General features: G+C 52.9%; 18 protein-coding genes. 7 read left to right on the forward strand and 11 right to left on the reverse strand.

Annotated elements, in window-relative coordinates; all coding sequences use genetic code 11:
* Nucleotides 1–85 precede the first annotated feature (85 nt).
* Nucleotides 86–469: a hypothetical protein gene (locus tag LGT44_RS07830; protein ID WP_230331335.1), complete on the forward strand. Its 384-nt coding sequence runs from the start codon at nt 86–88 to the stop codon at nt 467–469.
* Here LGT44_RS07830 and LGT44_RS07835 read toward each other — a convergent pair.
* Together LGT44_RS07835 and LGT44_RS07840 are read right to left on the reverse strand one after the other, a co-directional pair.
* Nucleotides 466–1,413: a homoserine kinase gene (locus tag LGT44_RS07835; protein WP_230331336.1), complete on the reverse strand. Its 948-nt coding sequence runs from the start codon at nt 1,411–1,413 to the stop codon at nt 466–468. The genes LGT44_RS07830 and LGT44_RS07835 overlap by 4 nt on opposite strands.
* 139 nt (nt 1,414–1,552) lie before the next feature.
* Complete coding sequence (locus tag LGT44_RS07840; protein WP_145467093.1) at nt 1,553–1,837, reverse strand: DUF2782 domain-containing protein; 285 nt, start codon at nt 1,835–1,837, stop codon at nt 1,553–1,555.
* A gap of 86 nt (nt 1,838–1,923) precedes the next feature.
* On the opposite strand from LGT44_RS07840, the gene polA reads away from it, so the two are divergent.
* A complete protein-coding gene (gene polA, locus LGT44_RS07845; RefSeq protein WP_230331337.1) occupies nt 1,924–4,713 on the forward strand; it encodes a DNA polymerase I in 2,790 nt (929 codons plus the stop codon).
* A gap of 75 nt (nt 4,714–4,788) precedes the next feature.
* On the opposite strand, the gene LGT44_RS07850 is transcribed toward polA, so the two are convergent.
* Complete coding sequence (locus LGT44_RS07850) at nt 4,789–5,841, reverse strand: SMP-30/gluconolactonase/LRE family protein (RefSeq protein WP_230331338.1); 1,053 nt, start codon at nt 5,839–5,841, stop codon at nt 4,789–4,791.
* 238 nt (nt 5,842–6,079) lie between these two features.
* On the opposite strand from LGT44_RS07850, the gene gdhA reads away from it, so the two are divergent.
* Nucleotides 6,080–7,423 carry an NADP-specific glutamate dehydrogenase gene (gene gdhA, locus LGT44_RS07855; RefSeq protein WP_230331339.1) on the forward strand — a complete coding sequence of 448 codons (1,344 nt, stop codon included), beginning with the start codon at nt 6,080–6,082 and terminating at the stop codon, nt 7,421–7,423.
* A gap of 132 nt (nt 7,424–7,555) precedes the next feature.
* On the opposite strand, the gene LGT44_RS07860 is transcribed toward gdhA, so the two are convergent.
* From LGT44_RS07860 to LGT44_RS07895, 8 genes are all read right to left on the reverse strand, one after another.
* Nucleotides 7,556–7,768, reverse strand: coding sequence for a hypothetical protein (locus LGT44_RS07860; RefSeq protein ID WP_230331340.1), 213 nt, complete (start codon nt 7,766–7,768; stop codon nt 7,556–7,558).
* Nucleotides 7,769–7,887: 119 nt separating this feature from the next.
* Nucleotides 7,888–11,361, reverse strand: coding sequence for a class I SAM-dependent DNA methyltransferase (locus LGT44_RS07865; RefSeq protein ID WP_230331341.1), 3,474 nt, complete (start codon nt 11,359–11,361; stop codon nt 7,888–7,890).
* A gap of 140 nt (nt 11,362–11,501) precedes the next feature.
* On the reverse strand, nt 11,502–12,272 hold the full coding sequence (locus tag LGT44_RS07870; protein WP_230331342.1) for an SDR family oxidoreductase: 771 nt from the start codon (nt 12,270–12,272) through the stop codon (nt 11,502–11,504).
* A gap of 23 nt (nt 12,273–12,295) precedes the next feature.
* Nucleotides 12,296–12,988 (reverse strand): histidine phosphatase family protein, encoded by a 693-nt coding sequence (locus tag LGT44_RS07875; protein WP_230331343.1) that lies wholly within the window; start codon nt 12,986–12,988, stop codon nt 12,296–12,298.
* Nucleotides 12,988–14,085, reverse strand: a complete 1,098-nt coding sequence (locus LGT44_RS07880; protein WP_230331344.1) for a phosphotransferase family protein — start codon at nt 14,083–14,085, stop codon at nt 12,988–12,990. Before LGT44_RS07880 ends, LGT44_RS07875 begins: the two co-directional genes overlap by 1 nt.
* 1 nt (nt 14,086) lies before the next feature.
* Nucleotides 14,087–14,923, reverse strand: coding sequence for an SDR family oxidoreductase (locus LGT44_RS07885; protein ID WP_145467077.1), 837 nt, complete (start codon nt 14,921–14,923; stop codon nt 14,087–14,089).
* Nucleotides 14,924–15,062: 139 nt separating this feature from the next.
* The gene (locus LGT44_RS07890) at nt 15,063–16,286 is read right to left on the reverse strand and encodes an acyl-CoA dehydrogenase family protein (RefSeq protein ID WP_145467075.1); all 1,224 of its coding nucleotides are present in this window, start codon (nt 16,284–16,286) and stop codon (nt 15,063–15,065) included.
* A gap of 126 nt (nt 16,287–16,412) precedes the next feature.
* On the reverse strand, nt 16,413–18,110 hold the full coding sequence (locus tag LGT44_RS07895) for a GGDEF domain-containing protein (protein ID WP_230331345.1): 1,698 nt from the start codon (nt 18,108–18,110) through the stop codon (nt 16,413–16,415).
* Between the two features lie 108 nt (nt 18,111–18,218).
* Here LGT44_RS07895 and LGT44_RS07900 point away from each other — a divergent pair, with 108 nt between their 5' ends.
* The 4 genes from LGT44_RS07900 (at nt 18,219) to LGT44_RS07915 (ending at nt 23,557) form a co-directional block, all read left to right on the forward strand.
* A complete protein-coding gene (locus tag LGT44_RS07900) occupies nt 18,219–20,174 on the forward strand; it encodes a putative bifunctional diguanylate cyclase/phosphodiesterase (protein ID WP_230331346.1) in 1,956 nt (651 codons plus the stop codon).
* A 37-nt stretch (nt 20,175–20,211) separates the two neighbouring features.
* Complete coding sequence (locus LGT44_RS07905) at nt 20,212–20,739, forward strand: DUF1569 domain-containing protein (protein WP_230331347.1); 528 nt, start codon at nt 20,212–20,214, stop codon at nt 20,737–20,739.
* Nucleotides 20,740–20,975: 236 nt separating this feature from the next.
* Nucleotides 20,976–22,838, forward strand: coding sequence for an allophanate hydrolase (gene atzF / locus LGT44_RS07910; protein WP_230331348.1), 1,863 nt, complete (start codon nt 20,976–20,978; stop codon nt 22,836–22,838).
* A 2-nt stretch (nt 22,839–22,840) separates the two neighbouring features.
* On the forward strand, nt 22,841–23,557 hold the full coding sequence (locus LGT44_RS07915) for a GntR family transcriptional regulator (RefSeq protein WP_225691394.1): 717 nt from the start codon (nt 22,841–22,843) through the stop codon (nt 23,555–23,557).
* The last annotated feature ends 143 nt before the right edge of the window (nt 23,558–23,700 follow it).

Consider the following 23,700-nt stretch of genomic DNA (forward strand, 5'->3'; position numbering starts at 1 on the left):
GGAATCTGACACTGTCTCAGCTGTCGATTCATTTTGCCGGGCGGTTAGACGCTCATATTGATCTGTAATTCGCTGACACAGAATTTTGAACACCCTCGTCATTACTCGTCATCATAGTTACGATGCTGCTGGTCATCCGGTATCGGTTGAGACCATAAATGATTATGACGCAGATGGCACTCCGGATTCTGTTGATAAAGTATTACGGGAGTTCGCTGCTGATGGTGCAGTTCTTAGCGAGGTGACGTTGCGCGATTATGATGGCGACGGCGTATTTAATGGGTCCCCTTACGATGATTACGAGCGCCAGCACACTACTGATGCTTTAGCTTATTTGATCGAATTCAACACGCCCTGGGTCATATTGTCACGCATACCGGGAGATAATGAACCGAATGATTTTTGGTTGGCTCAGCTACCATTCGGTTTCGGGCTGGCGGTAATGATATCCAATATGCCAAGTAACTAGCAGTGACGTCTTAGCAGTTTGTTTCTGAACTCCGCCGGATCTTTCTGCAGCGCCATTTCCCCCGCCTGTTGCTGCTGAATGCGGCGGGTTAATAAGCGGCTCAGCCAGAAGCGCAGGGCTGCGCCTCTTAACACTAAATTCCAGTTGTTTTTTTCTGCATCGTTTAATGGCCGTACGCTTTCGTAGCCGTTTAATAAGGCTTCCGTACAACCGGCTTTCCAGTCGCCGTTAATATCGCAGCACCAGTCGTTGGCGATAATCGCCAGATCGTAGAGCAGCGCGCCATCGCAGGCGTTGTATAAATCAAGAATGGCGCCAACCTGGCCATCAGCGGTGAAGAGGGCGTTATCGTGAAACAGGTCGCCATGAATCCAGCCCTGCGGCAGACTCAGCCACTGGCTGCGCTGTTGTGTCTGAAAGCGCAGTTCGTCTTCAAGCAGCCTCTGTTCTTCGCGGGTTAAATCGCTGCTCAGCTCCGGGCTGATCGCAAGCCACCAGTCAAAACCACGGCTGTCACTGCGGCGGTTATGCAGCGGCAGGGCGGCCAGATGCAGTTCCGCCAGTGCGCGGCCAATGGCTGCGCAGTGTTGCGGTTGCGGATCATGGATATGTTCGCCGGGCAGGCGCGGACAGATAATCGCCGGTTTGTCTTTCAGGCTGTGCAGCCATTCGCCATCACGTGCGGCCAGTGGTGCCGGAACCTGCAGCCCCTGTTGCCCCAGATGATGCGCCAGACGCACAAACTCACGCACCTCACTGCTGTTATGGTGCTCAAACAGGGTGAGCACATACTCACTCTGTCGGCCTTGCTGCTGGCAGGTAACGAAGTAGTTGGTGTTCTCGATACCGGCGGCGATGCCTTTATATGAAACTAACGTACCCAATTCAAATCGGGCAAGAAAGGCTTCGGTGTCGCTCTGGCTCAGCGAGGTATAAACAGACATGGGAAGTATCCGGAGGTCAGCAGGCTGGTTGATTTTGGTCGTGTTGCGGGCCTGATTGCCGCTGGCGCCACAGGCGGGGCCATACTGGCATTCATGCCCGTCAGGGGTAATCGCCCGACAGGCTTAAAATATGGGCTTATTACCAGCGGAAGATAACCCATTTCGGTACGCGCATCTGCGGGTTATCTTTGCGTACAAACTCGTTGGTTTCCTGCTCGGAAGGAATCAGGTAGTAGGCCGGGCCGACTTTAGGCACAACTTTGATCTCGCTGATTTCGCCGTTAATGCGGAATTCGTAATAGGTATTATCGCCATCGTTGCGGATGGTGACGGTCTCGCCGACAGGCTCGGCCGCAAGGGCGCTGCCGCTGGCCAGCAGAGCCGGAACAAACAGGATTGTCGCCAGAAGTTGCTGAATCTTCATGGTAAACTGCGCCTCAATAATGAATCTTCTGGTGGCATTGTACGCCGCCCGCCACCGAAACCCCAGCCAAGGATTTGACCAATATCATGTCTAAGCCAGTGATTCTCGTCGATGGTTCGTCCTATCTGTTCCGCGCCTTCCATGCGATTCCGCTGCTGACCAATTCCAAAGGTCTGCACACCAATGCCATCAAGGGCGTGATCAGCATGATCAAACGTCTGCAGAAAGACTACACTGGCTCACAGTTGGTGGTGGTGTTTGATGCCAAAGGCAAAACCTTCCGCAACGATATTTATGCTGACTACAAAGCCCATCGTCCGCCGATGCCGGATGAGCTGCGTGAACAGATTGAGCCTATTCATAACATTATCCGCGCGATGGGTTTACCGCTGCTGATTATCGAAGGAGTAGAAGCGGATGACGTGATCGGTACGCTGGCATCCCAGGCCATTGAGCACAATCAGGATGTGGTGATTTCCACCGGCGATAAAGATATGGCGCAGCTGGTCAACAGCCATGTGTCATTGATTAATACCATGACCGATACCTTCCTCGATGTGGATGGCGTTAAAGAAAAATTCGGCGTACCGCCCGAGCATATCATCGACTACCTCGCCTTAATGGGCGACAAGGTTGATAACATTCCCGGCGTGCCTAAAGTCGGTGAAAAAACGGCTGTCGGATTAGTCGCTGGTTTAGGCAGTCTGGAAACGATTTACGACAACCTCGATAAAGTCGCTACGCTGGAATTCCGCGGTGCAAAAACCATGGCCGCCCGTCTGGAAGAACATAAAGAGCAGGCGCTGTTATCGAAAGTGCTGGCCACCATTAAATGTGATGTCGATCTGGAATTCAGCCTGCCTGAAATTAAAAGCAGCGAGGCCGATAATGCTCAGCTGCTGGATTTATTCCGCGAGATGGAATTTAAAGCCTGGATTGCCGAACTGAGTCATTCGGCCGATGCTGTTCCGGCGTTTGAATTAACCGCCTCGGCCGGTTCTGTTTCCGGTCAGCAGCAGGCCGCCGAACAGGCCATGGCCGCAGCATTCAGTGGTGAAACTCAGTACGATATTATTTTTACCCAGACAGAACTGGATGCCTGGCTGGAGAAGCTTAAAAAAGCAGAGCTCTTTGCCTTCGATACTGAAACCACCTCGCTTAATTATAAAGAAGCCCGCATTGTCGGTGTCTCCTTTGCGGTGGAAGCCGGCAAGGCCGCCTATGTGCCGCTGGCACATGACGCGGAATGTATTCCGGAAGGTAAAACCCAGCTTAATCGCGAAGAAGTTTTAGCGCAGCTGCAGCCAATTCTGGAAAGCGAGACGCACAAAAAAGTCGGCCAGCATATGAAATACGATATGCACGTACTGGCGAACCACGGTATTCAGCTGCGCGGTGTGCAGTTCGATACCATGCTGGAATCCTATATTCTCGATTCGGTTGCTACCCGTCACGATATGGACAGCCTGGCGCTGAAATATCTTGGCCATAAAAATATCAGCTTTGAAGAGATTGCTGGTAAGGGCACCAAGCAGCTGACCTTTAATCAGATTCATACCGATAAGGCCGGGCCTTATGCCGCCGAAGACGCCGATATTACCCTGCGTCTGCACCAGCGCTTATGGCCGGAATTACAGGCCGTACCAAGCCTGCAAAAAGTCTTTGAAGACATTGAAATGCCGGTTATGCCGGTACTGTGTGCTATGGAAGAAACCGGCGCATTAATTGATGCCGATTTACTGCACGAACAGAGCCAGCAGATAGAGCAGCGCCTGCAACAGCTGGAGCAGGAAGCCCATAACGCCGCCGGTCAGGTATTTAATTTAAGCTCGCCAAAACAGCTGGGCGAAATCCTGTTTGAGAAACAACAGCTGCCGGTGAAAAAGAAAACGCCCAAAGGTGCGCCCTCCACCGCCGAAGAAGTGCTGCAGGAACTGGCCGACGACGGTTACGAGCTGCCAAAACTACTGATGGAACATCGTGGTCTGGCGAAATTAAAAAGCACTTATACCGATAAGCTGCCATTAATGATTGCGCCGGAATCCGGCCGCGTACATACCTCTTACCATCAGGCGGTGGCAGCGACCGGACGTTTATCCTCTACAGACCCTAACCTGCAGAATATTCCGATCCGCTCGGAAGAAGGCCGGAAAATCCGTCAGGCTTTTATTGCGCCAGCCGGTTATAAACTGGTCGCGGCGGATTACAGTCAGATTGAACTGCGCATTATGGCGCATCTTTCTGATGATCCGAGTCTGCTGAAGGCCTTTGCCGATGGCCGCGATATTCACCGTGCAACCGCAGCGGAAGTGTTTGGTGAAACGGAAGAAAACGTCAGCGATAACCAGCGCCGTGCCGCCAAAGCCATTAACTTTGGTTTGATTTACGGCATGTCGGCTTTTGGTCTGGCGAAACAGATTGGCGTTGGCCGTGGCGAAGCACAGGATTACGTGAACCTGTATTTCCAGCGTTATCCGGGCGTGCGCGACTATATGGATAACACCCGCGAACATGCGAAAGAACAGGGCTTTGTTGAAACCATTTTTGGTCGCCGTTTATACCTGCCGGAAATCCGCGCGAAAAATGCACCACGTCGCCAGCATGCCGAGCGTACCGCGATTAACGCGCCGATGCAGGGTTCCGCCGCCGACATTATCAAACGCGCCATGATTCGCGTTGCCGGCTGGTTACCTGACAGCGGTTTTGATGCACGTATGCTGATGCAGGTGCACGATGAACTGATTCTGGAGGTGAAGGAAGATCAGGCGAAAGCCTTTGCGGCAGAACTTAAACAGCAAATGGAACAGGCAGCAGAATTAAAAGTGCCGTTAGTGGTAGAAGCCGGAATTGGTGATAACTGGGAGCAGGCACACTGATTTTTTGGGTGGTGACCACCCTGCGGAACTGGCTGGTATATCTGGTGGGTATTTCCCCACCAGATACAGCAATCTTCAGAAAGCCCACTTACCAATCCGGTCCATATGCAATGTACCCAGATACAGCCCATCCTCTTCCGGCTGAACTGAGGTCACTTCTCCAATAGCAACCGCTGCCTGGTCGTGCAGACTCTGCAATATTTCACCTTGGGCATTAATCTGCAGAATCAGACCATAAGGCTTGGGTACCGGTGCTAATGATTTTGGCAATTTAGCCAGCTGATTTTTTACCCATGGGTTAGCGTGGAATTTATCCACCAGTTTCGGCCGCAGGCCGTACATCGCAACCCAGTAAGTGCCATCGGCGGCGCGGGCAATACCATCCGGCAGGCCGGGCAATTTATCCAGCAGGATTTCTTTCTGTCCGGCTTTTTCTCCGCTCAACCAGACCTTGCTGATCTGATAGGTAAAGGTTTCGTTAATCAGCACATAACTCTGATCGGCCGATACCGCCACGCCATTGGCAAAGGCAAAACCATCAGCCAGTAAGGTCAGCTGGTTATTCTCCGGATTAAGAGCAAATAAGCGTCCGGACGGGCGGCCATCAAGAATATCGAGCACGATATCTTTCAGTGCATAACGGTTACTGGCATCGGAGAAATAAATGGTGCCGTCGGCGCCGATATCCACATCATCGACAACGCCCAGTTTTTCATTGTTATAGCGGTCGGCCAGCACGCTGATTTTGGCGGTCGGGCTCATGCTCAGCAGGCCTTTTTCTGCGTCGGCGATAATCAGGTTCTGCTCGCTGTCAAAATGCAGCCCCAGTGGCCGGCCGCCGGTATTGGTCAGCGTTTCCCAGTTGTTGTACGGGCATTTGCGCAGAATGCTGCCGTCGAGTGTGCCTGTGTATAAGCAGCCGAGTTTATCTTTGGCAATATCTTCGCCGCCAGCTTTGCCAGCCGGAAGTTTGGTTATCTGCGTGCTTTGCAGCATATCGTTAGGCGCGAGTATGCCGGCAAAATCCAGCGGACGGGATGCGTTAACCGCAACAGAGTCTATGGGTGAAGGCCAGAAAACAGCGCCGGCAAGTGCCAGTCCTGTAATCAACAGCAGTTTTTTCAGCATCGGAATGTCCTTTTTTATTTGATTATGTTGGCCACTAAGCAGGTTGCACAGGGGCAATATTGCCACAGCCGGCACAAGGGGGCTCAGGGCTGGACGGGTTGTAAGCACATTAATGTTAAAAATATTAAGAAAGCGGATGCTTTTTAAGCCATGTTTGGCAAAAATAGTGTCTTTGCACCATAGCAGGGCGTCATACGCGTTGATGGTGTGCCATTCAATGCGCGATGTGAGGCCTGTTATGCGTTATGAGTCAGTAAAAGAATTTCTCCATTTTGTTGCTCAGCGAAACCCTGGTCAGCCTGAATATCTGCAGGCCGTAGCTGAGGTGATGGAGAGTCTGTGGCCTTTTATTACCAGCCATCCGCATTACGCTGAACAGGGGCTGCTGGAGCGGCTGATTGAGGCTGAGCGCATTATCCAGTTCCGTGTGTCCTGGGTGGACGACAATGGCGATGTGCAGGTTAACCGTGGCTATCGCGTGCAGCACAGTGCTGCCATCGGGCCTTATAAAGGTGGTTTGCGTTTTCATTCGTCGGTGAACCAGTCGGTGCTGAAATTCCTGGCCTTTGAGCAGATGTTCAAAAATGCCCTCACAACCCTGCCAATGGGCGCCGGTAAAGGCGGCTCTGACTTTAATCCAAAGGGTAAAAGCCAGGGCGAGATCATGCGTTTCTGTCAGGCCTTTATCAGCGAACTATACCGCCATATCGGTTCTGATACCGATGTGCCGGCCGGGGATATTGGTGTTGGTGCGCGTGAGATCGGCTACATGGCTGGTATGCTGCGTAAGCTGACTAACCGTTCCGACTGTGTATTTACCGGCAAAGGCCTGAGTTTTGGCGGCTCCTTAATCCGTCCGCAGGCAACAGGTTATGGCACCGTTTATTTTGCTCAGGAAATGCTGCTGCATGCCGGACGTTCACTGGAAGGAATGCGTGTTGGTATTTCCGGTTCCGGCAATGTTGCGCAGTACGCCGTTGAAAAAGCCATGCAGCTGGGCGCGATCGTTGTCTGTGTATCCGACAGCAGCGGTACGGTCTACGACGAAGAAGGCTTTGACGCAGAAAAACTGGCACTGCTGATGAGCATTAAAAATGAGCGCTATGGCCGGGTGGAAGACTATGCCAAAGCCGCGGGTCTGCCTTATATGGCCGGCCGTACGCCATGGCATATTCCGGTGGATGTGGCGCTGCCATGCGCAACCCAGAATGAACTGAATGAAGACGATGCGCAGGCACTGGTTAAAAACGGCGTGCAGTGCATTGCCGAAGGCGCCAACATGCCCTGTACCGCCGAAGCCATCAGTGTGTTTGAACAGAATTCCGTGCTCTTTGCGCCGGGTAAGGCGAGTAACGCCGGTGGTGTGGCAACCTCAGGTCTGGAAATGAGCCAAAACGCCATGCGCCTGTGCTGGACCAGCGAGGAAGTGGATGCCCGCTTGCTGGAAATTATGCAGGGTATTCACCGCGCCTGTCTGAAATACGGCTGCCGTGATGACGGTAGCGTAAGCTATGTCGATGGTGCGAACATCGCCGGTTTTGTGAAAGTGGCCGATGCCATGCTGGCGCAGGGCGTTATCTGATATGAAAAATGACGGCGTTCTGTAACAGGGCGCCGTTATCGCCGTATTTTATCACCTCGTGCCCACGCTCCTAACACCTCGTTCCAACGCTCCTGCGTTGGAATGCGTACCCGGTTACTGATCGTCTTCTGATCATTTCTGTCGTCTGCTCCGTTGCCGCAAAGCATTAAAAATTTGCTCAGGCAACATCAGCAACAACAAAAGCGGATAACCCAGCGCCGGAAAGAACAACAGCAGCAGTGGCAGGCCAAGAGCGAGAATAAGTACCCACAGCAGCGCCGAGATGAACAGGTAGGTAATGCCGATTTTCACGTCCAGCGTGATCAGCAGGCCTGCCAGCAGCAAAACAAACAATGCTGATGCGGCGGCGCTGACTATCCGCTGGCGGAATGATCGGGGCGGCGGTAACGGTTTCTTCTCTCTGGTCATGTTCACATCCTTGTGTTGTTTGCCCTGTGTTTCGGTCAGCCTTTCAGGCTGTACATGCCGTCGTGCTCCGACACTATGCCAAGTTCCAGCAGTGCTCCCAATACTGACTCTACCTGTTTCCCTGGTTTGCCTTTAAATTGCTGGGTGATGGCGGCAGCAGACAGGTCGCCAATCGCCAGAGCCGCACGCACGGCCGCTACCTGCTCGCGCATATTTTTGGGCCATGCAGCTTTCTTTGCGGCTTTGGGTTTTTCGGCCGGAGTCTCGCTGTCGTCCATCGCCAGATCGGCTTCGGTTTGCTGCGGTGCTGCGCAGCTGGTTTGCTGATCCTGATTTGGGTTCTGATATTCCGGGCGCAGCCAGCGGATATGGCCGTTGGCTTCTTCGGCGGCGCGCTGGGCATTCAGTGCCACTAAACGCTGCAATAACTCTTCTTCGGCGGCGGCCTGTGCGTCTGATTTATCCGGCAGCGGCGTGGTGGCACCGGGCAGGCCAACTAGCTGATCGGCTAAATCATCCCAGCCATAGGCGGCGAATACCGCGCGGTCGAGTTCATCGTGAATTTCGCGCAGTACCGATACCAGGCCTTGTTGGTGAATCACTTTTTCTTTATCGCTGAGCACGTCGCCCGCGCGGATTTTTTCCAGCACGTTGTACATGCCGGTTAAGGTTAATTCCGGAAATTGCGCCTGCTGTTGTTTGCGGTGGGCGTCTAGCCGTTCTGAGAGCATTCGTATCTCATCTTTTTGGTGAGGCGTAAGCTCTGGCAGAGGATATGGCTCGAAGCAAAGAGTGTTGTTATATCGAGGGGTTGGCCCCAAATCAGCTCCTGCGCTTAGCGCCCATAATGTATGTGCTCTGCTAGATAAGATACCAAGCAATAGAGCGTCTTCCGAAGCAATTCCAAAGAGCGATCCATCCCAGAGACAATCAGCAGATATAAAGGTAAATACACGATGTTTGGATGTTTCTAGTGTTGCTATATAACGGGATAGGCCTTTGAGTCCATTTCGAATGACTGGACGATCCCAAGCAAACTTCCACCATTGCTCTCGGATTGATTTGCGAGGATTTTTATCTCTCAGAGGTTTAACTTCAGTTAAAACTTTTTGATAAGCAATAGGAGATATACTTTTAGCTTCCTGTTCACTGAGTCCAAAAAAATCGATAGCTATACGACCTTTGGTTCCGTTAAGTATATCCTTAGGCCCCATAATGACTCTTTTGATTGGCATTTTCGTAACAGGGTTTTGCTCACTGATACTTTCTCCCTTCGTAATATAGAATCCATCACCAACCAATTTTATTCCTTGCCCTGATAGTCCTCGATTTGATATGAGTCGAGTCGTAGAGGATATGTTCACTCCGAGACTTAAATCAGGATTAATTTTTCCCATTTTGGAATCAAATTCAACACGATATTCGTCCGAACCCGTAGATGACTCACTTCGAACAGACAAGTAGTTCCCTGAATGGTTTCCTAGTGTGGCTACGTTAATGGATATTCTAACTGCGGCCCCGTCTCCAGAATCCACCCAAGGGTGATCTGGTATAGTGAAGACGAGTGATATTGGATGGTTTTTATCTGTAATGTAGGTTTCAAGAAGTCTTCTATTGAAACTTTGTTTGATACTGTTTGTAGTGATAAAGCCAAACTTTCGAACTTCTTCATTTCTAACTTTTTGTGCTGCGATATTCCACCAATACATAACAAAATCGATTGATTCGGGCACTTCATTCCAGGTGTTACGTACGGCATCAACATACCCATCACCCAAGGCAGTGCGCATGCGTTTGTTTCCAATAAACGGCGGGTTGCCGACAATATAATCGGCTTTGGGCCACTCGGCCTTGCGCGGGTTGATATAGCGGTATTGCTCCACCTGTGCGCGTTCGTCCGGAATGGGTTCGCCGGTAATGGGGCTGGGTTTGTAGGTAATACCATCCCAGCGGGTTTGCGGAATGCCGGCGTCGTTGGTAATCACTTCCTGCTTTTCGTAAGTAATTAACGCATCGCGGTTTTCGATATTGTGGAAGTCGCGCAGCACGGGTTCGGGCGGGTTTACCTTGCCATGGGTGCGGAAGTGCCATTGCAGGTAACCAATCCACAGCACCATTTCGGCAATGCGGGAGGCGCGCGGGTTAATTTCCAGGCCTAAAAACTGGTGCGGGTCGACCGTTACACCTTCCAGTTCCAGCAGGCCTTGTGACTCACCTAAATCGTGCAGCAGGTTGAGCACTTCACCTTCGAGACGTTTCATATGCTCCAGCGTGACGTACAAAAAGTTGCCGCTGCCACAGGCCGGGTCGAGCACGCGGATATCGCACAGGTGTTTATGAAAGGCGCGCACTTCGGCGACGGCTTCTTTGTGTTTGCCTTGCTGTTCGTAGGTTAAGGCGGCGGTCTGGGTTTCCTGCCATTCGTCGCGTAAGGGCTCAATAATGGTGGGCAGTACCAGCCGTTCGACATAGGCGCGAGGCGTATAGTGCGCGCCTAATTTGTGGCGCTCGCGTGGGTTTAACGCGCGCTCCAGCAGGGTGCCGAAAATGGCCGGTTCTACATAACGCCAGTCGGCTTTGGCGGCGTTTAATAACAGTTCCATCTGGTCGCGGTTTAATGGAATGGCGTGGGCGCTGGCAAACAGGCCGCCGTTAAATTTCAGTACGGTGCTTTCCAGAATGGGTGAGAAGCCGCCGCTGTTCATGGTTTGCCACAGCTGCTCGAGCATGGGGGCAAAAATATCGGGCTTATTCTGCAGGCGTGTGAGTAATTCGGTAAAGCTGCGCTCGGGCAGCAGGCCCACGTCTTCCGAGAACATGGTAAACAGGGCGCGCATTAAAAAATCTGCGACCATTTGCGGCCCGTTGCCATCGGCTTCTAATGATTTAGCCAGCTTAGCCAGTTGGTCGGCAATGTCGCGGGTAACTTTGGCCGAATGGCGGCTGGGGTCGAGGCTGAGCGGGTTTAACCAGACGGTGCGCAGGCGTTGTTGTATTTCGGGTTTGTGTAAATCGGTAAGGCCTATGCGGTGGCTGCGGGCGTCGGGGTAAGGCGTGTAGGTGGCGCCCGAGCGGCTGAACTCGGAGTACATCTCAATGCTGCGGCCAACGTCGGTGACAATAATAAACGGTGGGCGGCCTTCGTCGGCGGGCAGGGCGCGGGCGTATTGGTCGGCCTGATTGTGGGCGCGCAGCATGGCTTTGTCCCAGCCGCTCGATTCCAGATTCAGCCCGCTTTGTTTGGCTTCCAGTACAAAGCAGCCACGCTTGTACAGGTCGATAAAACCGTTGCTGTCGGTGCCGTCGGCTTTGCGGATAATGACGCGCCGTTCAAATACATAAGCGTTATCGCGCGTATCGTCGCCGGCGGGGTCGGCTTTGGGCAACTCCAGCAGCTCACACAGTTCCAGTAAAAACAGCTGGTAGTTTGCCCGCTCTGTGCCACCGCCTTCCTTCCAGCGGCTAATAAAAGCTTCTGTTTTTTCGTGGTCGATGGGCCTTACATCCATGCGGGTACTGCTCCTGAGCGTTTTATTAATCGGCGAAGCCTAACGGCAGATAACCGGTCTGGCAACCGAAACAAAAACGCCCCGCTCAGGGGCTACCTGGCGGGGCGATTATTCGCGGGCATGGCCCGCTCCTACGGTGGTTACACCAGCAGATAACCGCCATCGACGTTAATGGCAGCACCGGTGGTGTAGCTGGAAGCATCAGAGGCCAGATACAGCACAGTACCTGCCATCTCTTCCGGCATCGCAACACGCTTCATCGGAATATGCATCATCGCCATTTTCAGGATGGCGTCGTTGCTGGTCAGGGTGCTGGCGAATTTGGTATCGGTCAGACCTGGCAGCAGGGCATTTACACGGATGCCCAGTTGCGCACATTCTTTGGCGAAGGTTTTGGTCATGGCAATAACGGATGCTTTGGTGATGGAGTAAATACCCTGCATATCACCCGGAATCACGCCGTTAACAGAAGCAACGTTAACGATGGAGCCACCGCCGTTTTTCTTCATTAATTTTGCGCCCATCGACGACATAAAGAAGTAACCACGGATATTCACATCAACGGTTTTCTGGAACGCGTCCAGACCGGTATCCAGCACGTGGCCGAAGTATGGGTTGGCGGCCGCGTTATTAATCAGAATATTCAGCTTGCCGTGTTTTTCTTCAATAGCTTTGAAGCAGGCTTCAATCTGATCCATTTCACCGATATGGCAAGCCAGTGCTTCAGCGCTGCCGCCGGCTTCTTTAATTTCGTCAGCAACACGCTGGCAACCGTCGATTTTACGGCTGGAAACAATAACGTGTGCGCCGCTTGCGGCCAGCAGTTTGGCAATGCTTTCGCCGATACCACGGCTGGCGCCGGTAACCAGAGCAACACGGCCAGACAGGTTAAACAGTTCTTGTGGGTTCATTATGGACTCCCTTTTTATGCTTCTCAGCGATACGTCAGAAAATGTTTTCCGGCCTGAGCCAGATGTTGTTGTTCGTTAAACGATGCCAGGCTGACTTTACCCTTACTGTTATACAGCAATTGGGTAATGCCACCATTCAGCAGCGTCCAGTTCATATCAAAAGCTTTATCGTGGGTTAAACCGAGGCACTGCTGGGCAATGGCGGTAATAGGGCCGCCGGAGGTAAATACCACCACATGCTTGCCCTCAGCCCTGATCAGTAATTCCTCTAAGGCGGCTGTTACCCGTCCGGTAAATGCCGCCCAGGACTCCAGATAATCGCTGTCGTGATTGCCGCTGGTCCAGCGCTCAACCGCGTTGGCAAATAATTCCTGAAAGGCTTTACGTTTGTTGGGCTGAGCCAGAATCCAGGCGCCCAGCACCGCTTTATTTTTAAATTGCGGGTAAGCACAGGCGATCACATCGTCGGAGTCAAATTCATTGAATCCGGCCATCTCGCTGACCGGGCCAAAGGTATGCCAGTGCTTCTGCGCACCCTGCATGGTTTCGCGATGGCGCTGCATCGCGCCATGCACAACCATGCCGGCCTCAATACCGCGCAGCGCCAGCGATTTACCGACTAATTCGCCCTGCAGGTGACCGGTATCGGACAGCTGATCGTAATTCAGCTTACCGAAGCCGGCCTGACCGTGACGTACCAGATAAATACCGGCCATTATTTAAAACCAGCCTTACGGGCTTTTTTCATAATGCGGTTACAGCGCCAGTTCAGGTAATGGACAAATAACCAGAAATTTTTAAAGGCCGGGTTATCGGTTTGCTTATGGTGATAGCGGTAATAAATCTGCTGCACGATGACGGCAAGACGGAATAATCCGAACACTTCGTAAAATGGCCAGAGCTTCGCATCCAGTCCCATTTTTTCGCAGTAATAATCGACAATTTCCTGCCGTGTCAGCATGCCGGGTAAATGGCTTGGCTGACGGCGGATCGCACGCATTAAAAAGTCGTCGTCGGCCTGAACCCAATACGCCAGAGCGCCGCCGAGATCCATTAACGGATCACCGAGGGTGGCCATTTCCCAGTCCAGCACGCCGATAATTTCGCCGGGGTTATCCGGATTAAGCACGACGTTATCCATACGGTAATCGTTATGAATAATGCAGGTTTTTACATCCGCCGGCATATTGGCCTTCAGCCATTGCATGGTTTTGTTAAAGCTGGGGACATTCCAGGTTTTGGATTTAACAAAACGGCTGCTCCAGCCTTCAACCTGGCGCTGCACATAGCCTGCGCCTTTGCCCAGATCGTCCAGGCCATTGGCCTGATAATCGACCTGGTGCAGATCGATCAGTTTGTCGAATACCGAAATACAGAGTGCGCGCGCCTGTTCTTTGCTGAGGCTCATGCCGCGTGGCAGATTGCCGCGCGGAATAATGCCGCGCATGCGTTCCATTACGTAGAAATCACTGTCCAGTACGCTGTCGTCTTCGCAGAAGGCGATCATTTTCGGCACGAAGGGGTACACAGGTTTAAGGCGATCCATCACGCTGTATTCGCGTTTCATATCGTGCGCCCCGGCGGCTTTGTGGCCAGCCGGTGGGCGACGCAGAATCAGATCGTTATTGCTGTACTGATCGGCGTATTTGAGGTGGTAGGTCAGGTTCGATGCGCCACCGGAAAACTGCTTAACGGCAGGTAGTTCGTCACCATAGTCATGGCCCTGCGCTTTCAGCCAGTTGTGCACGGCCTGAATATCAAAGGCATCGCTGTCACGCAGTGCCCTGGCTTCATCGATAAACTGTTCACTCATATCAGGCGTCCTTTCCCTCTTTAAAGGCTTTGCGCTGATCTTCGCGCTTCTTCAGGCCCAGCGCCATTTTGTCCATCTCGCGACGGTAGAGGAATGGCAGGTATTGCTTGATGAAATAGGCGCGACGGCCAACCGGATGCGGATTGCAGATCATCTGCTTTTTCACCATCGCCTGGTAAGCCGCGTCGGCAATGTCTTCGGCATCCAGTGCGGAAGCGGCGAACACTTTATCGACAAACTTCAGCATATCCGGGTCAGAGGTTTTCATGCCGTGATTGAGATTGGTGCGGAAGAAGCCCGGACACAGGGCGGTGGTACCGATGCCGTATGGCTTAAGCTCGAAATGCATGGTTTCGGAGATGGCAACCACGGCCGCTTTGGTGGCGTTGTAAGAGGCCATCGACGGCGCTTTCATCAGGCCGGCCAGTGAGGCAACGTTAATAAAATAACCGCTGCCCTGTTCTTTCATCATCGGCGTGAAGGTACGGCAGCCAAGGGCGACGCCTTTCAGGTTGATGTCGATCACCCAATCCCACCAGGCCCATTCACCGGCTTCGATACGGTCACCGGTCGCTACCCCGGCGTTGTTAATCACAACGTCGATTCCGCCCCAGCGTTTTTTCACTTCCTGTTCGAGCAGGGCCCACTGTTCCGGGACGGTGACGTTCAGTTCGTAGATCCAGCCTTTACCGCCGGCCTGTTCGACCATGTTCAGGGTTTCGGCTGCACCGCCCATATTGATATCTGCGATGCAGATGTCTGCGCCTGTTTTAGCAAACCGCAGAGCCAGTGCCCGGCCCAGTCCGCTGGCGGCGCCGGTGATCAGTACCTTTTTCATCCCGTATCCTCAAATGCAACAGCGGCTGAAGACGCCGCTGGAATGATTCTGATTGTGTTGTGTGCTTAATGGCCTGTTAAGGGGCGTTTGTGACATAAGTCTGGGAGTGCCGGCTGCTTACCGGCACTCCGGCAACGCCTCAGGCTTCTTTCATATATTTTTTGTATTTCATCATTTCGATCTTGGCGATCAGACCGCGGTGCACTTCGTCCGGACCATCGGCCAGACGCAGGGCGCGGGCGGCGGTATACAGGCCAGCCAGCGGCAGATCTTCAGACAGACCACCACCACCATGCATCTGCATGGCCGCATCGATGATCTGCTGCGCCATATTCGGAGCGATCACTTTGATCTGGGAGATTTCACTCATCGCCCCCATGGCACCGACTTTGTCGATCATCCAGGCGGCTTTCATGACCAGCAGACGGGCCTGCTCAATGTTCATACGGGCGTTGGCGATAATGTCGCGGTTACCACCCAGGTTCATCAGCGGCTTGTGGAAAGCGGTACGGCTGGCGGCGCGGATACACATCAGTTCCAGCGCTTTTTCCGCCATGCCGATCAGACGCATGCAGTGGTGGATACGGCCAGGTCCAAGGCGGCCCTGAGCAATTTCGAAACCACGGCCGGGGCCGGCGATCATATTGCTCAGTGGTACGCGCACGTTATCGAAGCTGACTTCGCCGTGGCCGTAGGGCTCATCGTAGAAACCGAATACCGGCAGCATACGCTCGATTTTTACGCCCGGCGCATCGAACGGAAACAGCACCATGGAGTGTTGCTGATGGCGCGGTGCATCGGGGTTGGTCAGGCCCATAAAAATACCGACTTTACAGTTCGGGTGGCCAATACCGGTGCTCCACCATTTGCGGCCGTTGAGCACAACTTCGTCACCTTCCACGGTGGCCGTGGCTTCCATATTGGTGGCATCAGAGGAGGCGACCCCGGGCTCTGTCATACAGAATGCGGAGCGGATTTCACCGGCCAGCAGCGGCTTCAGCCATTGTTCCTGCTGTTCCGGGCTGCCGTATTTTTCCAGCACTTCCATATTGCCGGTGTCGGGCGCGTTGCAGTTAAAAATTTCCGGAGCGATAAAAGAACGGCCGGTCAGCTCGGCCACAGCGGCGTATTCCTGAGTGCTCAGACCGGCACCATAGTGTTCGTCCGGCAGGAACATATTCCACAGGCCGGCTGCTTTAGCTTTGGCTTTCAGTTCTTCGATGATGGGCAGTACCACCCACTTGTTATCCAGGCTGTGCAGCTCGCGCAGGTAGTCTTCTTCAACCGGTTCGATTTCATTTTTTATGAAAGCTTTAACGCGTTTGATGTAGTCCTGTGCTTTGGCTGAATGTTCAAAATCCATAGGAATGCTCCGTAGAGTGGATGGTTAATACAGCCAGTCTACGGAGGCTTTTGATATGTATGAACTGAATAATCTGAATTGCTTGGTATTTATGGTGCTTATGTATTAGCCAGGCGGAATGCCCTGTTATGTCGCGCTGCGATGATGGTTACGGCCATTCTGTTTGGCCTGATACAGCGCCTGATCGGCAGCTGAAAGGATGCTTTCCAGGCTGTTGTGATTGCGTGCCAGATAACTGCCGGCGCTGAGGGTAAGGGCGATGGGCTGCTGCTGGTCGTCGAGTACCTCCTGCTGTGCAGCAACAGCCTGGCACAGCCGCTCTCCCAGCTGATCAAGCAGTTGCTGGTCATCGGTGCGGATCAGGATCAGGAATTCATCGCCCCCCCAGCGCGCGGCATGGTCATAAGGGCGCAGCAGATCGGTAATGATACTGGCGGTGGTCATCAGCGCCTGGTCACCACAGGCATGACCGTAACGATCATTAATGCTTTTGAAATGATCGAGATCCAGCCAGATCAGGCCAAAGGGTTCTCCTTCCCGTTGCAGGCGCTGGTATTCAAGGCTGAGTTGCTGGGTCATGCCACGACGGTTAAGCAGGCCGGTAAGGGTATCGGTCTGGGTCAGGCGCTCCAGCGCTTCGGTTCTTTCCCGTACTTTCTGCTCCAGTTCACTGCGCGCCAGCAGAGTACTGGCTGCCATTTCCTGAAAATGACGCAGCAGCCGGCCGACTTCACCGGCGCGGTGGCGTGGCAGCAGCGGCACGGTGTGCTGCCCGGAGCGCAGCTGGCCGATGGCATCTTCGAGCAGGGAAAGTGGCTTGAGGACGTAACGGTTAAGAGCAATATGAAACAGCAGCAGCGCCAGCAGCAGGCTCAGGCCGGCGGCAATAAATATGCTGTTAAAGGTGCTGAGTGGCAGCAGGGTATTGAGATCGAGCAGGGTAATTTCATACCAGTCGATCTCGGGCAGGTAGATCACTCCGGCCAGATAACGCTGCTGCTCTATGGTGAGATACATGCTGCCGACCTGCCCGGGGTTGTGCATAACCTGCGGCAGTAATGCCTGCAGCTGCGCGCGTTCCCGCGGATCACTCAGCAGCTGCTGGATGGTTTTCTTGTCGCTTGCCTGCTTGGTGATGCTGGCAAAATCAATCTGGCTGGGGTCACGGGATACCTGTATCGCGCCTTCATGGTCAAAAAACAGATTACTGATACCGGGCTCGGTCTGGCTCACAACCTGCTCGATAAAAGTGGTGAGATCGAGCCCAGTGCCGACCACGCCCAGCACGTGTTCACCATCGCGCAGCAATACATCGATCCACAGCTTGGTGACGCCCAGCGGAATATCCGGATTCACATTCAGGTGAATATCGCGGTTTTGCCCGATGATGCTGTAAAACCAGCGGTCGTTGGGATTATCGGCGCGCAGGGTGTAGCGGTATTCGGCCCCGGCAAACTCGTTGGCGGCATTGTTATGGTAATAATCGCCGGATTCGCGCAGGGCGACAAAATAGCTCTGGTCGGCAAAGTTATGGCGGAAGGTCTCCATCTCGGCCAGTGCCTGTGCCTTTAATTGCGGGTCGTCAGGCTGGCGGGCCCAGGCACGTAATATCTGGGAATCGGCCAACTGCCGGGCAAGGGTAACTTCGCGGATGATTGGCTGCAGGGTGCGGGTTTTCTCCAGTTTTACCTGGGTTTCAAAGTGACGCAGCGCCCATTCCTGCATAATCCCCAAAGCAATCTGCTGGGTGAGCAGCCACAGGCCTGCACCGCTCAGCGCGATCAGAACGGTGGTCAGCAGCAAAAACCGGGGGCGAAGATTCATGTTATATCCTGATTCATTAATGCATAAAGAATAGGCGTTTACGGCCACATCGTGCGGTTAAGGATATAACTGGTTACAAATTTCCGGCAGACGGAAACAGCGTAACCCATGCCAGCGGCTAAAGTGATAGACAGACAACATTATGGGGATGCCGCTATTTCTCCGGATCAGAACAAGGTCCCGCTGCTGGGCCATGATGCCAGTGTTCTGCGCTCAAAGCGTTTGTTGCAGATCACCAGTCTGACGCTGATGGGTCTGCTGCTGGCGGCATTTGTGGCTACAGGGCATACGCAGCTGACAGTACTGGCTGGCTGTGCCGTGTTGGTGTTGGCCGGTTGGTTTGCTCATCAGCAGCAGCCTGGTATTGCCGCCAATATTCTTCTTTGGGCACTGACGGCTATGCTGTCGGTGCTGGCCTGGCACTCCGGAGGCGTGCGCGATATGGCGGTGCTGGGTTATCCCGGCGTACTGATCTTTGCCGCCATTCTGGGCAATGTGCGGCTGTTTTCGGGGTTGTTGTTTTTTATTGTCAGCTATTGCTCGCTGATGGCCGGGCTGACGATTACTGGTTACTTTCATCCTTTTCTGCCGGAAGTCGAATTCAAACATCTGATTTTTACCGATGTGATCCTGCTTATTACTGGTTTCAGCGCTTACCTGTTATTACGTGATCAGCGCCGGCTGATGGATGGACTCAGGGAGGAAAATCAGCGGGTACGGAACAGCCAGAAGACCATTGCCCGGCTGGCCAGCCAGGATCAGCTGACCGGTTTATCTAACCGCCGCTTTGCTGAAGAATCTTATACCCGGTTATATCAGCAATGTTTGCGTGACGAGCATCCACTGGCGGTGCTTTTTCTGGATCTGGATAGTTTTAAACCGGTGAATGATTCACTTGGGCATGCCGCCGGCGATTTACTGCTGCAGCAGCTCGCCGGACGTTTGCAGGCACTCAGTCGTCCCGATGATGTGCTGTGCCGTTTTGGCGGTGATGAATTTCTGCTGATGGCGGCACTGGATGGTGATGAGGATCAGCTGACCCGGCTGGCGCAAAGTATGACTGCAGCAGCAACCACTCCCTTTTTTATTATGCAGACCCAGATCGAAATCTCCGGATCGGTAGGGGTTGCTCTGGCTCCAGAGCACGGTACGGAATTCAATACCCTGTGTAAGTATGCGGATCTGGCGATGTATCAGGCCAAGCATGAAGGGCGCAATGTTTTCCGCATATACAATGATGATATGGGCCGCGCCAATATCGATAAATTCAATCTGATGACGCAAATCCGTCAGGCATTAAAAGACAAACAATTCCGCCTGTTTTATCAGCCCAAAATTGATATCAGCAATGGCCGGGTCTGTGGTGTTGAGGCGTTGATCCGCTGGCCACAGGCGGATGGTTCTTACATTACACCGGATGAATTTATTCCGCTGGCCGAGAGCAGTGGTGTTATTGCGGATATCGGCCACTGGGTATTACAGGAAGCCTGCGCGGCCTGTACGCGCTGGCGCCGGGAGGGACATTACGGGGTAGGGGTTGCGGTTAATTTATCTTATGTGCAGTTCCGTGATGGCTCACTGGAGCGCAATGTACAGCAAGTATTGCAGCAGTCCGGCTTGCCATCGTCGGCGCTGGAGCTGGAGTTAACTGAATCGATGTTAATCGGTGAAGGCGATGATATCAGCCGTCAGCTAAGTACGATTCATAGTATGGGAGTGTCTTTTGCCATCGATGATTTTGGCACCGGTTACTCCAACCTGGGTTACCTGCGCCGCTTTAATGCCTCGCGGCTGAAAATTGATAAATCCTTTATTACAGCTCTGAGTGTCTCACAACGGGATGAGCCTCTGGTGCGTGCCATTATCCAGATGGCCGCCAGTCTGGGGTTACAGTCGGTTGCCGAAGGGGTGGAAGACGAAGCAACGCTGAACCTGTTAAAACAACTGGGGTGTGATGAAGCTCAGGGCTATTTCTGGTCGCAGGCACTTCCCGAGCATGAATTAATAGAATGGCTGAATGCTCATAACAGCCATCAGGAGTTACCGCATTCATCGGAATTGTGACAGACTCAAAGCCTTTCAATAATCAGTGGGAGTCTGTGTGAAACGACGTACTTTGCTTAAAACAGCAGTTGCTGTTCCTCTGGTTCTGGCAGGTGGTGCCGCAGGCGTTAGTGCTGTTGCCCGGAGTAAGGAATATGATCTGTCAGGGTTACTGCAGGAATTGCAGGCACTTAATGGTCAGCGTTTACGCAGTGGTACGGCCTGGTCGGTGAGTGAGGTTTTTCAGCACTGCGCACAAAGTATCCGCGGTTCAATGGATGGCTATCCTCAGCATTATTCTTCCCTGTTTAAACACACCGCCGGCAGTGCGGCGCTGGCGGTATTCCGTGCCGCGGGTTCCATGCGTCACAATCTGACCGAAGGTCTGCCGGGGATGGTGGCAGCCGATCCGGCGCTGGAACAGGAGCTGGCATTGCAGATGTTGCTGGTGGCTCTGCAGGATTTTATGGCTTACAGCGCAGAGCTGGCGCCCCATTTTGCGTATGGTGAACTGGATAAAACAGCCTATGCTGCTGCGCATGAACTGCATATCCGCAATCACCTGCAGCAGATATTTCCCGCCTGATTTTCTGCACCAGAATGTACGGGGCTTAATAATATGCCCCGTTCTGATGCACGATATTTTCTTTTTTGCGCTTAAACCGCGCGCATATTTTCTGAGTTATTTCTGATTTTTTCAGCGACTGATTACAGGAAGCCCGCCAATACCGTGGTTTTGACTCACATTACGCCGACATAGTAAAAACTGGCACGACTGTCGCTCTGTAGCTTGTATACAAGGTTGAACACACTGGCAGTGCTATGAGCGACATCACATCAGAAAAATCGGGAAAATCATTACTGGGCTGGAGTCTTGGTGACTGGAATCAGGCCTATCGTAACGGCGCTAATGCCAGCGAATTGCTGAATGCATTACGGGCAGAAGTGCATCAGCAGGAAAGCTGCAACGGCGTGCTGAAAGAAGGCAGCGTCTGGATTGAACTGGCCAGCGAGCAGCAACTGGGAGCGCAGTTAATTCAGTTGCAGCAATTACTGGATGCCGCCGATGGCGATATGCAGGCGCTGTCGTTATACGGCGTTCCTTTTGCGGTAAAAGACAATATCGACGTTGCCGGTTTTGCGACAACCGCAGCCTGTCCGGAGTTTGCTTATGAGCCACCGGCGGATGCCACGGTGGTGCGTTTGCTGCGTAATGCCGGTGCCATTGTATTGGGCAAAACCAATCTCGATCAGTTTGCCACCGGGCTGGTGGGCAGCCGTTCGCCCTATGGCGCGGTGGCTAATCCATTTAATGAAGACTATATCAGTGGTGGTTCCAGCTCAGGTTCTGCGGTTGCGGTTGCGCGCGGTTATGTGCCTTTTTCATTGGGTACCGACACGGCGGGCTCTGGTCGTATTCCGGCAGGCTTTAATCATATCGTCGGGTTGAAAGCCAGTAAGGGGGCGCTCAGTACTCAGGGGGTCGTACCGGCATGCCGCAGCCTGGATTGTGTTTCTGTTTTTGCGTTAAACACCCTCGATGCCGAGCGCATTTTTGCATTGGCCGCGCAATTTGATGCGCAGGATGCGTATTCCCGCCCAGTGGGCAATCCGCCATTAAAAACCATCCGCCGGCTGGCGGTACCAGCCGATATGCCATGGTTTGGTGATGACGTACAGCAGGCTGCATTCACAGCGGCTTTGGCAAAAGCTGAAAGTCTTGGCTTTGAATTAATCACCACCGATTTTTCGCCGTTATTTGAACTGGCTGCGCTGCTCTATCAGGGCCCCTGGGTGGCTGAGCGTTATGCCGCTGTGGGTGAATTTATCCGGCAGGATTTACCCGGCATTAATCCGGTGGTGAAAAGTATTATTGCCGGTGGTAACAGCGGAACAGCGGTTCAGGCCTTTAATGCCGAGTACCGGCGTATGGAACTGCTGCGGGAAATTCAGCAGTTATTTCAGAGCTTCGATGCACTGCTTGTTCCTACCGCACCCTGCTTTCCAACTCTTGCAGAGGTCGAAGCCGAGCCGGTTAAGGTCAACAGCCAACTGGGTACTTATACCAATTTTGTTAATCTGGCCGATTTATGTGCCATCGCTTTACCGGCCAATTTACGCAGCGATGGGCTGCCTTTCGGTATCACGGTTATTGCACCAGCCTTCAGTGAAAATGCATTACTGACTTTTGCTGCGCACTGGCAGGCGGCGCTGCGTTTACCACAGGCGCCGGTATTACTTGGCGCACGCGATGACGAATCGGTGGTGGTGGCGGTGGTCGGCGCCCATTTAACCGGTATGCCGCTGAATCATCAGCTGACCAGCCGTGATGCATTATTGCTGGAGCAAACGCTGAGTGCAAAAAAATACCAGCTTTATGCCCTGGCCAATACAGTGCCGCCAAAGCCAGGCCTGGTGCGCATTAATGATGCATTACTGAATAGTGGCTCTGAAACAGGGCATGAAATCATTGTCGAATTGTGGCGAATGGACGTTGCCGCTTTCGGCAGTTTTGTTGCGGAAATTCCACAGCCCTTGGGAATCGGCACGCTGGAGTTAGCCGATGGCCGCCTGGTAAAAGGCTTTATCTGTGAACCGGAAGCGGTGGCCAGCGCAACCCATATCAGCGGGTTCGGTGGCTGGCGTGCGTATATCGCTCATCTGCAATCCCAGAGTGGAAATTAAGCATGTATCCAACGGATACTGAAGAAAAAAAGCGCCCGCTGAATCTGGCCGAACGGATTTATCAGCAACTGAAAAACGATATCTTCGATTTCCAGTTGCTGCCCGGTGATCGCTTCAGTGAGAACGAAATTGCCAGGCGTATGCAGGCCAGTCGTACTCCGGTACGTGAAGCACTGTACCGGCTGGAGCGCGATGGTTTTGTGCAGGTGCATTTCCGCAGTGGCTGGCAGGTCCGGCCCTTTGATTTCCGTTATTTTGAAGACTTATACGACGTTCGCACCCTGCTCGAAGTGGCTGCGGTAAAACGTCTATGTGGGCGCGCCGGTCTTAAAGAGCAGCTGGCCGGTTTGCTGACGCTTTGGTGCTGCCATGAAGGCCAGCGGCTGAACGACAGTTCGCTGCTGGCAGAGATGGATGAAGACTTTCATTTTGCTCTGCTGGAGCTCAGCGGCAATCAGGAAATGGCGGCGATTCACCGTATGGTGTGTGAACGTCTGCGCATTATCCGCCGGCTGGATTTCACTCAGCAGGGGCGTATTAAAGCGACCTATGATGAGCACTCTCATATTCTGAATTTAATGCTGAATGGCAACGCAGAAGAAGCGGCCGGTTTTCTCAGCCAGCATATCGATGTCAGTAAAAATACCGTGCGCCATATTACCCTGCACCGCATTCAGGCAGCGAAGAGCCGCTACAACATTAATATCAGAGCAGATTAATGATTTATCTGGCCTGCACCAATGCGGTGAATATTTAAAAGCAGCTGAGCAATAACGGTGCGTGAATTTTCAGTAATGCGGGTTTATTCCTGTATATGGCACCTTGCTGGCTGAAAACTCTTAAAAAACAATTGGTTATAAGT

Origin of the sequence: Thalassolituus alkanivorans, assembly GCF_020447205.1 — a bacterium.
In the GTDB taxonomy this organism is placed as follows: domain Bacteria; phylum Pseudomonadota; class Gammaproteobacteria; order Pseudomonadales; family Oceanobacteraceae; genus Venatoribacter; species Venatoribacter alkanivorans.

Bases quoted from the DNA above. Each gene is read 5' to 3' on its own strand.
- LGT44_RS07900 (WP_230331346.1), top strand. From the start codon at position 18,219: ATGCCAGCGGCTAAAGTGATAGACAGACAACATTATGGGGATGCCGCT.
- LGT44_RS07890 (WP_145467075.1), bottom strand. From the start codon at position 16,286: ATGGATTTTGAACATTCAGCCAAAGCACAGGACTACATCAAACGCGTT.
- LGT44_RS07875 (WP_230331343.1), bottom strand. From the start codon at position 12,988: ATGGCCGGTATTTATCTGGTACGTCACGGTCAGGCCGGCTTCGGTAAG.
- LGT44_RS07850 (WP_230331338.1), bottom strand. From the start codon at position 5,841: ATGCTGAAAAAACTGCTGTTGATTACAGGACTGGCACTTGCCGGCGCT.
- gdhA (WP_230331339.1), top strand. From the start codon at position 6,080: ATGCGTTATGAGTCAGTAAAAGAATTTCTCCATTTTGTTGCTCAGCGA.
- atzF (WP_230331348.1), top strand. From the start codon at position 20,976: ATGAGCGACATCACATCAGAAAAATCGGGAAAATCATTACTGGGCTGG.
- LGT44_RS07895 (WP_230331345.1), bottom strand. From the start codon at position 18,110: ATGAATCTTCGCCCCCGGTTTTTGCTGCTGACCACCGTTCTGATCGCG.
- LGT44_RS07870 (WP_230331342.1), bottom strand. From the start codon at position 12,272: ATGAACCCACAAGAACTGTTTAACCTGTCTGGCCGTGTTGCTCTGGTT.
- LGT44_RS07865 (WP_230331341.1), bottom strand. From the start codon at position 11,361: ATGGATGTAAGGCCCATCGACCACGAAAAAACAGAAGCTTTTATTAGC.
- LGT44_RS07915 (WP_225691394.1), top strand. From the start codon at position 22,841: ATGTATCCAACGGATACTGAAGAAAAAAAGCGCCCGCTGAATCTGGCC.
- LGT44_RS07840 (WP_145467093.1), bottom strand. From the start codon at position 1,837: ATGAAGATTCAGCAACTTCTGGCGACAATCCTGTTTGTTCCGGCTCTG.
- LGT44_RS07885 (WP_145467077.1), bottom strand. From the start codon at position 14,923: ATGAAAAAGGTACTGATCACCGGCGCCGCCAGCGGACTGGGCCGGGCA.
- LGT44_RS07880 (WP_230331344.1), bottom strand. From the start codon at position 14,085: ATGAGTGAACAGTTTATCGATGAAGCCAGGGCACTGCGTGACAGCGAT.
- LGT44_RS07835 (WP_230331336.1), bottom strand. From the start codon at position 1,413: ATGTCTGTTTATACCTCGCTGAGCCAGAGCGACACCGAAGCCTTTCTT.
- polA (WP_230331337.1), top strand. From the start codon at position 1,924: ATGTCTAAGCCAGTGATTCTCGTCGATGGTTCGTCCTATCTGTTCCGC.